General features: G+C 67.9%; 14 protein-coding genes. 8 read left to right on the top strand and 6 right to left on the bottom strand.

The window, feature by feature from the left end; genetic code table 11:
* Positions 1-130: 130 nt before the first annotated feature.
* Positions 131-529, bottom strand: coding sequence for a hypothetical protein (locus QUS11_06195; GenBank protein ID MDM7992888.1), 399 nt, complete (start codon positions 527-529; stop codon positions 131-133).
* 76 nt (positions 530-605) lie between these two features.
* On the opposite strand from QUS11_06195, the gene QUS11_06190 reads away from it, so the two are divergent.
* Genes QUS11_06190 through QUS11_06170 form a run of 5 tightly spaced genes read left to right on the top strand, consistent with a single transcriptional unit; the run spans position 606 to position 3827 of the window.
* On the top strand, positions 606-1055 hold the full coding sequence (locus QUS11_06190; GenBank protein MDM7992887.1) for a hypothetical protein: 450 nt from the start codon (positions 606-608) through the stop codon (positions 1053-1055).
* Complete coding sequence (pdxS, locus tag QUS11_06185; GenBank protein ID MDM7992886.1) at positions 1052-1939, top strand: pyridoxal 5'-phosphate synthase lyase subunit PdxS; 888 nt, start codon at positions 1052-1054, stop codon at positions 1937-1939. The genes QUS11_06190 and pdxS overlap by 4 nt, the downstream gene beginning before the upstream one ends.
* Before the next feature lies 1 nt (position 1940).
* Positions 1941-2522: a pyridoxal 5'-phosphate synthase glutaminase subunit PdxT gene (gene pdxT / locus QUS11_06180; GenBank protein ID MDM7992885.1), complete on the top strand. Its 582-nt coding sequence runs from the start codon at positions 1941-1943 to the stop codon at positions 2520-2522.
* A complete protein-coding gene (locus QUS11_06175; protein ID MDM7992884.1) occupies positions 2515-3438 on the top strand; it encodes an ARMT1-like domain-containing protein in 924 nt (307 codons plus the stop codon). Before pdxT ends, QUS11_06175 begins: the two co-directional genes overlap by 8 nt.
* Positions 3399-3827, top strand: coding sequence for a zinc ribbon domain-containing protein (locus QUS11_06170; protein ID MDM7992883.1), 429 nt, complete (start codon positions 3399-3401; stop codon positions 3825-3827). Before QUS11_06175 ends, QUS11_06170 begins: the two co-directional genes overlap by 40 nt.
* A 38-nt stretch (positions 3828-3865) precedes the next feature.
* On the opposite strand, the gene QUS11_06165 is transcribed toward QUS11_06170, so the two are convergent.
* The 4 genes from QUS11_06165 to QUS11_06150 are packed head-to-tail and all read right to left on the bottom strand — an operon-like array spanning position 3866 to position 6585.
* Positions 3866-3991, bottom strand: a complete 126-nt coding sequence (locus QUS11_06165; protein ID MDM7992882.1) for a hypothetical protein — start codon at positions 3989-3991, stop codon at positions 3866-3868.
* Positions 3992-4035: 44 nt separating this feature from the next.
* Positions 4036-5178 (bottom strand): DegT/DnrJ/EryC1/StrS family aminotransferase, encoded by a 1143-nt coding sequence (locus tag QUS11_06160; GenBank protein MDM7992881.1) that lies wholly within the window; start codon positions 5176-5178, stop codon positions 4036-4038.
* Positions 5179-5192: 14 nt separating this feature from the next.
* Entirely contained in the window at positions 5193-5666 is a 474-nt protein-coding gene (locus QUS11_06155; GenBank protein MDM7992880.1) for a hypothetical protein, read from the bottom strand.
* Positions 5667-5685: 19 nt separating this feature from the next.
* Positions 5686-6585: a hypothetical protein gene (locus tag QUS11_06150; protein ID MDM7992879.1), complete on the bottom strand. Its 900-nt coding sequence runs from the start codon at positions 6583-6585 to the stop codon at positions 5686-5688.
* A gap of 70 nt (positions 6586-6655) precedes the next feature.
* On the opposite strand from QUS11_06150, the gene QUS11_06145 reads away from it, so the two are divergent.
* The 3 genes from QUS11_06145 to QUS11_06135 are packed head-to-tail and all read left to right on the top strand — an operon-like array spanning position 6656 to position 9233.
* The gene (locus QUS11_06145; GenBank protein ID MDM7992878.1) at positions 6656-7435 is read left to right on the top strand and encodes a glycosyltransferase family 2 protein; all 780 of its coding nucleotides are present in this window, start codon (positions 6656-6658) and stop codon (positions 7433-7435) included.
* Positions 7436-7444: 9 nt separating this feature from the next.
* On the top strand, positions 7445-8311 hold the full coding sequence (locus tag QUS11_06140; protein MDM7992877.1) for a hypothetical protein: 867 nt from the start codon (positions 7445-7447) through the stop codon (positions 8309-8311).
* Between the two features lie 7 nt (positions 8312-8318).
* Positions 8319-9233, top strand: a complete 915-nt coding sequence (locus QUS11_06135; GenBank protein MDM7992876.1) for a hypothetical protein — start codon at positions 8319-8321, stop codon at positions 9231-9233.
* On the opposite strand, the gene QUS11_06130 is transcribed toward QUS11_06135, so the two are convergent.
* Positions 9222-11732 carry a CRTAC1 family protein gene (locus tag QUS11_06130; protein MDM7992875.1) on the bottom strand — a complete coding sequence of 837 codons (2511 nt, stop codon included), beginning with the start codon at positions 11730-11732 and terminating at the stop codon, positions 9222-9224. The genes QUS11_06135 and QUS11_06130 overlap by 12 nt on opposite strands.
* Between the last annotated feature and the right edge of the window lie 28 nt (positions 11733-11760).

Below are 11760 nucleotides of genomic sequence, written 5' to 3'. Positions count from 1 at the left end.
GGGAGGTCGGAGGCAAGGGAGAGCCGGCGGCCGGTTGCGAGGGGTCTGCGGACGGGGCGATCCTGCCGCGCGGAGGCCGCGTCCCGTGGAGATGGTTAAAGGGGTTAAAAGCGTTCTGTGAAGTGCCGGGTCATTCCACGAAGTGGAACACCCTCGTGTGATCCAGGATCCAGGAGGCGAGGCGGTCGTCGGCCCAGCCCTCGCCCATCATCGACAGGGCGGAGGCCAGGTCGGCCCCGGTCAGCCTGAGCCTGCTGCCCGGGATGTCCACGCAGATGCCCATGACGGGCCATCCCGCCAGGATGCTGTCGACCACCGTGAACACGACTCCGCCATACCTCTTCAGCAGGGTGTCGCCCTCGGCCAGCGATCCCTCCATGCCTATCACGATGGCCGTATCCAGGATCGCCGCCGAGTCGGCCGGCACGCCCACGAGCCTCAGGTCGTCTATGATGTCGCCGTGCGCCGTCCCCGCAAGGCAGGGGACCAGCGCCACGAGCAGGCATGCGGGCGCACAGCGGCAGTTCATCGTGAGGAACAGATAACACCTGCGGAACGTCCTGAAAAGCCTTGACCGCGGGCCTCCGCACCGACACCTTCCCGGCATGGATATGCTCATCGCGGTACTGGCTCTGCTCCAGCAGACGGGCGACCGCATCCCCGGTGATCTGCTGCTGCTCGACTCCGGCATGGCCGGGCTCTTCGACGCATACCTCGAGGCCGTGCCCGAGTGCCCGGCGCGCGGGGACACCCCCGTCAGGTTCTGGCTGCTCGACCTCGCGGGATCCCGCGCATCGGCCGGCCTCCGCAACGCCGTACGCCTCGTCAGGAGAACCCGCGACAGCGATTTACGATCCGCTCTCAAGAGTTATCTTTGGACCTGTTCGGCCTACCTCGACTCGTTCTCGGACGTGAGGGAGATGTACCGCGCCCCCGCACCACCGGATTCCGCGGGAGCCACGGAGGCCGAGGACGGGCTCTTCGAAAGAGACGAAGCCTGGCTCGAAGCCGGGTCCGCACTTTTCGCGCTTCTCGCGGAAGAGGGATGGAGATGAACAGAGACGAGTCGACCGAGAGGGTGAAGCTGGGCCACGCCGAGATGCTGAAGGGCGGCGTGATAATGGACGTCGTCACCCCCGAGCACGCCCGGATCGCCCAGGAGGCGGGGGCGGTGGCCGTCATGGCGCTCGAGAGGGTCCCCGCGGACATCAGGGCGGCCGGGGGCGTCGCGAGGATGTCCGATCCCGACGTCATCAGGCGCATCCAGGAGACGGTGACGATCCCGGTCATGGCCAAGTGCAGGATCGGCCACTTCGTGGAGGCCCAGGTGCTGGAGGCGCTGGAGATCGACTTCATAGACGAATCCGAGGTCCTGACCCCCGCCGACGAGAAGAACCACATCGAGAAGCGGGCCTTCAGGGTCCCCTTCGTCTGCGGCGCCACCGACCTCGGAGAGGCGCTCCGGCGCATCGGCGAGGGCGCCGCGATGATACGGACCAAGGGCGAGGCCGGCACGGGCAACATCGTCGAGGCCGTCCGGCATGCGAGGGCCGTCACTTCCGAGATCAGGCGCATCACCACCCTGGGCGCAGAGGAGCTCATGAGCACGGCCAAGGTGATGGGGGCGCCCTATGACCTGGTCTGCTGGGTGAAGGAGAACGGAAGGCTCCCGGTGGTCAACTTCGCCGCCGGAGGAGTGGCCACTCCGGCCGATGCCGCACTGATGATGCAGCTCGGGATGGACGGCGTCTTCGTGGGCAGCGGCATCTTCAAGAGCTCCGACCCCGCTCGCAGGGCTTCCGCCATCGTCAAGGCAGTCAGCCAGTACGGGAATGCGGCGCTCATAGCCGAGGTCTCCGCGGGCCTCGGCGAGGCGATGCCGGGGATTTCCGTGTCCGACATGCCCGAGGCCGACAGGATGGCCCGCAGGGGCTGGTGAAATGGGTCCCGTCGGCGTCCTGGCACTCCAGGGCGGCGTCCGCGAACACATCGAGATGCTGCGGCGGATCGGAGCGGATGTCCGGGAAGTCAGGCTGCCCGGCGACCTCCGCGGTCTCTCGCGGCTCGTGCTGCCCGGCGGCGAGTCGACCGCCCTCATCCGTCTCCTGGACATCTGGGGCATGATCGGACCCCTGAAGGACCTCGTCGGTGACGGCGTCCCCGTCTGGGGGACCTGCGCGGGGGCGGTGCTGCTCTCCGCGGAGGTCGCCGAACGCGATCACGAGGTCGACCAGCCTTCTCTCGGGCTCGCCAGGGTCCGCGCCGTGAGGAACGCCTTCGGGAGGCAGGTCCACTCCTTCCAGCAGGATCTCGATATCGCCGGGCTGGGAAGGCCCTTCCCGGGCGTGTTCATAAGGGCGCCCCTGCTCGAACCCCTTTCCTCCGGGGTCGAGGTGCTCTGCTCGCTGAAGGAGGGCCCCGTCCTCCTCAGGGACGGCCGGGTCTGGCTCTCCTCCTTCCATCCCGAGCTGACTGCCGACGATGCGGTCCACCGCCTGTTCCTGGAATCCCGGGATGAGTAGCTGGACAGGCGACGAATCCTGCATCGACTGCTTCCGGAGGGGGCTCTCCTCCTTCATGGCCGCAGGCGGGCTGGGCGGGGACGAGCATGCGGCCCTTCTCGAAGGCTACATGGAAGACATCGAATGGCGCATCAGGGCCCATGAGCCGCCACCCCTTGCAGGCGCCGGGGCGTACCGCGACCTGAGGGCAAGGCTGGCCGGGGCCGACATCTTCTCGGGCCTCAAGACGGCCGTAACGGACGCGCTCGTGGAGATGCTCCCCCGGCTGCGGGAGAGGGCCTCGCGAGGGGGGGACCCCCTGATGGAGGCGCTCGCCATGTCGACCTGGGGCAACCTCCTGGACGTGGCACAGGGAACCCCCCTCCCGGGATCGGCCGAGATACTGGGTCTGATGGATGGCCCTCTCGCGCTGGACGGGCGCAGGCCCTTCCTCGATGCCCTGGGCGGCAGCGGAAGGCTGCTCGTTCTGGGCGACAACGCCGGCGAAACTGTGCTGGACCGCCTCTTCCTCGAGTATCTGCCACCCGGTGTTGGCGTCACATATGCCGTGAGGCCCGGCCCGGTGATGAACGACGCGATCCTGTCGGACGCAGAGAGGGCGGGCATCGGCAGATTCGCGGTACTGATCGACACCGGCCTCGACGCGCCCACCGTAGACCCGTCCCGCATGGGCACGGCGCTCGGAAAGGCCTGGGCGGCGGCCGACGCGATCCTCGCCAAGGGGCAGGGGAACCTCGAGGGCATGGCGGGCTGCGGAGACGGAAGGGTGTACCATTCCTTCGTGGTGAAGTGCGGAGTCATTTCCAGGCTCACCGGGCTCGCGGCGGGCAGCGCCGTGTTCGCGGCCCGCGGGAGCCTGATCGGGGGTGAGGATCCTTGCCCATCTACGAGTATCTCTGTCGCAGCTGCAACCTGATCTTCCAGTTCTTCGTGAGGTCGCCGGGCGGAGCCGGTCCGGCCTGCCCGAAGTGCGGCGCGAAGGGGCTCGAGCGCGTGATGAGCTCGTTTGCGACCGTGAGGGGCACCTCTTCGAGATCCTCCGGGGATGACGGTATACCGGCCGATCTCGCCGGCCTCGACGAGAGCGATCCGCGCGCGATGGCGAGGGCGATCCGCCGCATGGCGGACGAGATGGGCGAGAGCCTCGGCCCGGAGCTGGACGAGGCCATCACCAGGCTCGAAGCCGGCGAGGACCCCGGACAGGTGGAGAGGGAGCTGGAGGACGCGGGCCTCTCCGAGGACGATGACTCCGGGCCGCAGCACCCCGTGCCTCCCGCGAGGGATCCCGGGCTCTACGACGCCTGACCGTCGCAGACGACACCGGGAGGGAACATGCCCAGGCTCTACAGGGCCGACACGCCTTCCGGGGCCGTTCTGAGGATCTGCGTGACCGACGTCAGGACCGATGCCGATCTGACCGTCTTCTTCACCGATGTCCCGTCGGACGGCGAGTGGCTGGACAGGAGCAATGAGGGGCTGCTCCCGCAGCCCCCCCGGTGCATTTCCCGGTCATCTAGCCGAAGAACCCGGCGACAGCCGAGGCGACCTCCTCCTGCTGCCCCGGCGTGATCTCCGGGAACATGGGAAGGGTGATGTTCCGCGAGCTGTTGAACTCCGACACCGGGAAGTCGCCCTCCCCGTATCCCAGATCGGCGTAGGCCTCCTGCAGGTGCAGCGGGTACGGGTAGTGGAGCCCGGATCCGATCCCCTTCGATGCGAGGTGCTCGCCCAGCTCCTTCCTGGCTTCCGTGTGGATGGCGTAGAGGTGCCAGGAATGGACGACACCCTCCTCGGCCGGCGGCAGTTCCACGGGGCATCCCGCAAGCAGTTCTCCGTACCTGGCGGCTGCCTCCGCGCGCCTTCGGTTCCAGTCCGGCAGGTACCGGAGCTTCACGCCCAGCACAGCCCCCTGGATGGCCTCCATCCTGTAGTTGTGGCCGATCTGGGAGTAGAAGTACTTGCGGCTCGATCCGTGGTCGCGGAAGGAGCGGAGCCTCTCCGCCATCTCTCCGGATCGGGTCGTCACGGCGCCGCCTTCGCCCCAGGCACCGAGGTTCTTGCCGGGATAGAAGCTGAATGCCGCGGCAGAGCCGAACGAACCCGTCATCCTGCCGCCCCTCGAGGCCCCGTGCGACTGGCAGGCGTCCTCGAAGAGCAGGAGGCCGAACCTGTCAGCGATGCTCTCGAACTCGGCAAGTTCTGCCGGGCGCCCGTACAGGTCCACCGGGAGGATGGCCGACACGGCCGCGCCGGAACGCGGATCGACCGACCTCCCGCCTCGCGAGTTCTCCTCCAGGAAGGCCTCGACCGCTCGCGGCGAGAGGTTCCACGTACCCCTGTCCACGTCGGCGAAGACCGGTACGAGGCCGGCCATGACCACGCCCTCGGCGGTTGCCGTGAACGTGTTGGGCGGCAGGATCACCCCGCTGCCGCGGGGGAGGCCGGAAACGGCGAGCATCGCATGCACGGCGTCCGTCCCGCTGGACATGCCGACGCAGTGATCGATCCCGCAGAAGGCGGCGAAGTCCTCCTCGAAGGCCCTGACCTTCGGCCCGAGGATGTAGGCCGTGTTCTCGAAGACCTCTGTCAGTCCCGCCGTTATCTCGGCGCCGATCGCCGCGTACTGCTGCTTGAGGTCGAGGAAGGGTACCGGCATCTCTTCTCCCGTGCCTAGAGCCCGCGCATCGGTCTCCGCGTCTCCCAGGCGGTCATGAGCCTCCTCCTGGCCAGGCACCTCCAGGCCAGGGAGAAGAACATGGGGCTCTCGGGGTAGTTCCCGAGGTCCATGGCGACATGCAGCAGGAAGCCCGCCGCAATCCCGAGCAGCGCATGGTCGGACAGCCAGAGGCCGAGACCTGCGCACAGCATGATGAGTTCCACGGAATGCAGGACGGGGAACGTCCAGTAGTCGGGGATGCGCCTCCTGAAGCCGTACCTGTTGCCCAGATCCTCCTCGTTGTGCAGGAGCCCGCGCAGAAGAGCCCGTGGGTCTGAGGGCATGCCGGATTTCAGATAGAGCTCGGCGTGGTCGATGTCCATGAGGCTGCCGGACAGGAAGATGGACATCCCCATGACCGGCGATCCCGCCAGGGCGGCTGCCGCTCCCGCGGCGCCGGAGGCGACGATGTGCACCGCCGCTCTCATCCTGCGGCCGGTCTTCCCGTCATTTCACGAGGATGTAGTTGCGGTACTCGCCGAGCTTCACGCCGAGAATCCGCTCGATGGCGCTCAGGAACCTAGTCGACGGCCTGAGGTGCCTGTGGCCGGGGGGCGCGGAGGGATCGCGGTAATCCTCGGCCCTCCAGTTCTTGGAGGCGATCCTCCCGGCCATCACCGAAGGGTGCGTGCCTCTGAACGGCGCGACCTTGTCGAGCGGGCCGTAGTCCCAGGGTCTGGAAGGCTCGGGATGCCTCCTGTCCACCCAGTCCCTGCCGTGGTGGAGGCTGTCGAGGGCGATGGTCTTGCGCCTCATCACATCGGGATGGCGCACCCAGCCGTAGTGGTAGACGAAGGCCCCGGTGTCGGCCACCCGCATCTTGAGGCCGTCCCTGCGGAAGCTCTGGGCGCTCTTCCAGCTCCTGATGGACGGCAGGTTGCGGATCATCCTTATCTCGCGGCTGTACCAGTTGTGCGCCCTCTGGACCCTCGTGTAGTCACCCCAGAAGTGGTTGTAGTGGAACAGGAGGCCATCCACGTCACCCCGCCCGTCGTATCTGGCCAGGGTGTCGAGTATCCGGGGATAGTCCCGCTCGTGGAGGACCTCGTCCGCCTGGAGGTAGAGGCACCAGGGCGACCTGCACTCGTCGAGCGCGATGTTGGTCTGATCGGCGTTGGTGGCGCCGTGCACGTAGCGGGAGGGATCCCACACCGACCGGACGATCCTTATCCTGGGATCCCCGATCCCTTCGATGAGGGCCTCGGTTTCGTCGCTGCAGTCGCCGAGGTTGACGATGAACTCGCTCACGAGCGGGAGGGCGGACCTGATGGCCTCCCCGAGAGGATAATCCAGCCTGACGGCATCCCTGGCGAAGGTGAAACCGGATATCTCCGGCGTGGCGGCCATGCCCTGCTCCCGTCGCTTCGTTGCGGCCCGGCCCCCGCCCGGGTATTGTCCGGGCTGGAACGGAGGTTTCTTGGGACTTTCAGTCGCGATTATAGCACTGGACGAGGAGAACGACCTTCCGGGGTGCCTGGCCTCCGTGGGCTTCGCCGACGAGGTGGTCCTGGTCGATTCCGGAAGCGCCGACGCCACTCCCGAGATCGCCCGCGAGGCCGGCGCCAGGGTGCTGCGGCACCCGTTCACCGGCTTCTCGGAGCAGAAGCAGTACGCCTGCGACTCGACCACGGGTGACTGGATACTCGTCCTCGATGCCGACGAGAGGGCCGGCTCAGGCCTCCGCGAGGCGGTCTCCCTTGCGATGGCCTCGGGGTCGGCGGACGCATACAGGATAGCCCGCAGAACGGTATACATGGGCCGGGTGCTCAGGTTCGGCCCCTGGGGCGGCGACCGCCCGCTGAGGCTCTTCAGGCGCGGGTGCGCCAGGTTCGGCTCCGAATCCGTCCACGAGAGCCTGAGGGCGGACTCACCCGCCCCCGTCCTTCGCGGATGCCATCTCGAGCACCGGCCCTACCGCGACTTCCGCGAGCACATGGAGAAGATGGCCCGCTACGCCTCGCTCTGGGCCGCACAGGAGGTTGCCGCGGGCAGGCGGGCCTCCGGGCTCGACGTGCTGCTGCGCCCCCAGTGGAGGCTTTTCAGGGGGGTCTTCCTGCAGCTCGGTCTGCTCGACGGCGTTCCCGGCCTGGCGGCCTCGTTCAGCTCGGCCGTCTATGCCTACTGGAAGTACATGGCCCTTTTCGAGATCACCAGGATGGGCGGCAGGTCCGCCGGACCCGGCGGCAGCCGGGGATAGGAGGTCGACGTGCATCGTCCCGCTGCTCTACCAGCCACACTCGTCCAGTTGTCCCTCGGTCTGCTCCTCCTGCCCTCCTGCGGCGGTTCGGACCCCACCGGCCCCGGGCCCGACCCGCAGCCCGGCGGCGGGTTCGTCGTCGATCACCTCTGCACCGACATCTCGGAGATACCGGGAGCATGGGTCGACTCGGCGCAGGCCGGCCTGTTCGTCCATTACGCACACACGTCCCACGGTTCGCAGCTCGTCACCGGGCTCGAACTCATCGAGGAGGAGCAGCCCGCCTTCGACGTCGAGACCGGATACTGCGAGCTGCCCGCGGCTCCGGGCGCACTCTGCATCTTCGACGGGCAGCTCGGCGAGACCTACATCACCCCCGACCTGTACTGGCAGGGGGAGGCCGCCCTCGACATGACCCGCGAGGTGCTGGATGCGGAGCCCTCCCTGAACGTGTCGATGTGGTCCTGGTGCACGCAGTGCGACTACTACTCCGAGGGCGAGGTGCAGGACTACCTGGATGCAATGGCCCTGCTGGAGTCCGAGTATCCCGGGGTGACCTTCGTCTACATGACCGGGAACGCTCAGGCGGAAGGAGCCGAGGGCTACAACCGCAGCCTCCGGAACCAGCAGATAAGGGATTTCTGCGAGGCGAACGACTGCGTCCTCTTCGACTTCGAGGACCTGGACAGCTGGTGGTTCGATCCCTCCGACCAGCAGTGGGAGCAGGCCACCGCCACCTTCGAAGGCCACACCTTCCCCGTCGAGCACCCCGAGTTCGAGGGCGACGAGGCTGGCCACACCACTTTCGAGAGCTGCGTCCAGAAGGGCTGCGCAGTCTGGTGGCTCGCGGCGAGGCTTGCGGGATGGGAGGGCTGATCAGGCCATGGAGCGCGGCTGGAACCGGCGCATGAATCCCCGTGGCATCGGCATCCCCCTCGTGCTGGCCGCCGTTCTCGTGCCCGCGTGCACTCCCGAGGCCTGCACCAGCTTCGTCGAGTACGCCTCTGGCGGGGCGTGGTACGGGATGAACTTCGACTGGTACCCCGACCAGGAGATCCTTTTCAGGATAGAGACGGACATGGAGGGCGGCAGGGTCTTCACGATGGCCTTCATCGACGCGGGGGACACCCTCTCGACCGCGGGCATGACCGCGGACGGCAGGTTCTCGACCCTCCAGGTGACCGACGCGGAATGGACGGGCCCCGATCCCGACGAGGGAACACCGATGATCTACTGGCCCTTCTACGCGCTGATCTACCGAGGCGCCTCGATGGACGACGTCGCGGACATGGTCGCGATCGACACGTACTCGCAGTACGACGACCCGCCCCTGCACGTGATCACTGCCGACGCATCCGGGCGCGCGATGATCATCGAGGTCGGCGCGGACGGCAACGACATCCTTGAGCGCGGCGGCAGGCCGTTCATGGCCATGACCAACTTCCACTCCTGCTCCTGGGCCGGCAGGGACCCCGCCCTCATCGAGGGCTGCGGGGCGGACAGGTACAGAAGCGCGCTCCGCGCGCTGAAGGACCGCCTCGGCGCCATGTCGCCGGAGGCCGGGATGGCCGTTCTCGAGGCCGCGGAGAACCTCAGCCCGGACTTCCCCACGAGGGCGTCGATGGTGTTCGACGCGACCCGGGCCAGGGTCTACATCGCGGTTTCAGGCGAGTTCGAGGACGTGCGCGTCCTCGACATCGCCACCGGGCTGCTCGAGTCCTGGCCGGACGGCGGAGGGGACCCGCTCCTGATCGGCGAACAGGGCATCACCGCCTCGGAGATCCTCTCAGGGGACTGACGTCTCCCTGTCCACCCCGTCGAGACTGCCGACGGCGAAGGGTTCCCCGGAACCCGGGACGAACAGGCTCCATTCCACTCCCGCCGCTTTCGGCAGGCCGAAGTGGAGGAGCGCACCGTCCTGGCACGTGGTGCCGCTTCCGCCGCTGACCTGCCTGATCCTGGCAACGCCTTCCTGCGTGATCTCGACGGTGCATCCGATGCCGGACGCGTTCACGCCCGCGGGTGGATCGACCCTCACCAGGAGCCAGTGGCCCCCCCGGGTGACGTTCCTGAAGAGCCTCATGCCGCTGCCCGACCCCACGGCCAGGTCGAGCCTGCCGTCCCTGTCGAAATCCGCGGACGCAGCCCCCCAGCCGTTCATGACCCTCGTGCCGGAGAGCAGGGTCACGTCGCGGAACGATCCGTCCTGCTCCTGGACGTAGAGGAAGCTCCTGCGGCCCTCGTACACGGAGGTGATGTAGAGGTCGAGCAGCCCGTCGTCGTTCCAGTCGCCCCAGACCGGCACCGAGTGCGTCTCCTCGTAGACTATCCCCCTGGCGGCCCTCTCGTCCCCGAACGCTTCGCCGTCGTTCACCAGCAGCTCGCTCCTGTCCGACAGGTCGATGTACCTGGGATGGGCCAGGTTGGCGCTGAAGAGATCCCAGTCGCCGTCGTTGTCGAAGTCGGCCCAGGCGCTGCCGATGGTGTGCCCCCACCAGCCGTCCTTGTCGTGCCCTGCCACCCCGGCCTCGAGGGCAGCCGGGGAGGCGAGACCCTCCGTGTTCTCCCAGAGCAGGTTCTCCTGGAGGCGGTAGTCCGACACGAAGACATCCACGTCACCGTCGCGGTCGTAGTCGCAGGGGCTGACTCCCCTGCCGCACAGGTCTGCGTCACCGAAGGGGATCATCCCGGTTTCGTCCGTGGCCTCCGAAAAGCCGTCGGGGCCGCCGAGGAGGAACCTGTCCGGCGAGCCCTCCCCGAGAGTGCCGGGCTTCTCGTAGCAGGCGAAATACACGTCCAGAAAGCCATCGGCGTTCCAGTCGAGCAGGCCGACGCCCTCCACCGGGTACGGATATGGGATCACGCCCATCGCGCAGCCGGGATCGCGGAAGACTCCCGAATCGTTGACGAACACCCGCGGAGCAGATCCGGAACAGGCCAGGTCGGCGTCTCCGTCGGAGTCGAGATCCCCTGCGACCCAATCCGACCCGGGCAGCGAGTCGAGCCCCAGGAGGGTGGTGACGTCGCTGAAGCCTTCTCCTCCGTCGTTGCGGTACAGCCTGCCGCCGGCCATCAGGTCCTCCCAGCCGTCGCCGTCGATGTCCGCCCAGGCCATGCGCCCGGCCGGGACGGGGAGGGAGTCGGAGAGCATCCATGTCACATCCTCGAAGACCGGTCCTCCGTAGGCCTCCATGGTCCGCGCCGAATCGAGCCAGGCAGGGCCCCACGACTCCTCGAGCTCGCGGATCGAACGCGAAGCCCAGCGGTCGATGGTGTCCCCCAGTTCTGCGGAGCGGAGGAAGGCCGCGGGGGCGTCGAAGAGGTTTAGGCGCTCCCTCAGCCTGCCCTCCAGCCACCACACCGCCGCGAGGGTATGGTGGTCGTCGGGGCCGAAGAAGCCCGGGTCGTCGAGATAGGGCAGGATCGCTGCCGAAGCCTCCGCCGGTCGACCCAGCTCCATCAGGGCCCAGGCCCTCCGGAACGAGAGGTCCGCCCCGACGGCGGGCATCGTCAGCGCCCTCTCCCTCTCCCGCAGACCGGCCATGGTCCAGCTCCCGGAACCGAGCGCCGCGAAGCCCCGGTCGGCATATGCCAGCGCCTCCTGCCACGACGAGTCGCGGTCGATCGAAAGAGAAGCACCTGTGAGGAAGGGCAGGGGATCGTCGGGACAGTCGGCGATCCAGAAGTCCACCTCGCCGCGCCATCCCGCCGAATCGGCCGTGCCGAGAAGAGCGGAAACCCGGTATTGCCAGGCCCGGGAGCGCCAGGTCGCGTCGGCCCAGCCCCACTCGTCGATGAAGGCGGCAAGCACGGCGGCTCTTGCGGAGTCGTCCTCCCACACCGGGGCCTGGGCATCCCAGAACAGCCCGCAGAGGATATCGGCGACCTCCGGCGATCCGGGCCACCTCCGGCAGGCCTCGGCGGCCGTTCTGTCGGAGAGATCCGGGTCGCCCAGCATGGAGGTCAGGCTGAAGAGCGCGGCGGCTTCGGAGGCTGTCGAGGGAGGTCCGGCCGACTCCAGTTCGCGCATGGCCGACTCCGCCGGCATCGTCGGGGGATCCTCGCTCCACTCGCTGGCTACGGCCGTCCAGAGGCGGAACAGGGAGCCCGGGGAGCCCGAAGCCTCGTGCACCAGGGTGAAGAGGTGGGCGGCCATCGCGTACTCGCCTGCAGCCAGATAAACCTCGGCCGCGAGCGAGTCGTCCGGGGCGAGCTCCATCGCCTCATCGAAATGCCTCAGGGCCAGTTCCTCTTCGAAACCGGCCGCCAGGAACGCCAGAACCAGGGGGATGGTCATGTCACCTCCGCCGGCCGGGCTGGTTCGC

It is taken from the genome of Candidatus Fermentibacter sp., assembly GCA_030373045.1.
Classification (GTDB): Bacteria; Fermentibacterota; Fermentibacteria; order Fermentibacterales; family Fermentibacteraceae; genus Fermentibacter.
Note: the sequence above shows the minus strand (reverse complement) of the source record. Positions and strands in the feature narration are given on the sequence as shown.

Bases quoted from the DNA above. Each gene is read 5' to 3' on its own strand.
- QUS11_06195 (MDM7992888.1), bottom strand. From the start codon at position 529: ATGAACTGCCGCTGTGCGCCCGCATGCCTGCTCGTGGCGCTGGTCCCC.
- QUS11_06190 (MDM7992887.1), top strand. From the start codon at position 606: ATGGATATGCTCATCGCGGTACTGGCTCTGCTCCAGCAGACGGGCGAC.
- pdxS (MDM7992886.1), top strand. From the start codon at position 1,052: ATGAACAGAGACGAGTCGACCGAGAGGGTGAAGCTGGGCCACGCCGAG.
- pdxT (MDM7992885.1), top strand. From the start codon at position 1,941: ATGGGTCCCGTCGGCGTCCTGGCACTCCAGGGCGGCGTCCGCGAACAC.
- QUS11_06175 (MDM7992884.1), top strand. From the start codon at position 2,515: ATGAGTAGCTGGACAGGCGACGAATCCTGCATCGACTGCTTCCGGAGG.
- QUS11_06160 (MDM7992881.1), bottom strand. From the start codon at position 5,178: ATGCCGGTACCCTTCCTCGACCTCAAGCAGCAGTACGCGGCGATCGGC.
- QUS11_06155 (MDM7992880.1), bottom strand. From the start codon at position 5,666: ATGAGAGCGGCGGTGCACATCGTCGCCTCCGGCGCCGCGGGAGCGGCA.
- QUS11_06150 (MDM7992879.1), bottom strand. From the start codon at position 6,585: ATGGCCGCCACGCCGGAGATATCCGGTTTCACCTTCGCCAGGGATGCC.
- QUS11_06135 (MDM7992876.1), top strand. From the start codon at position 8,319: ATGGAGCGCGGCTGGAACCGGCGCATGAATCCCCGTGGCATCGGCATC.
- QUS11_06130 (MDM7992875.1), bottom strand. From the start codon at position 11,732: ATGACCATCCCCCTGGTTCTGGCGTTCCTGGCGGCCGGTTTCGAAGAG.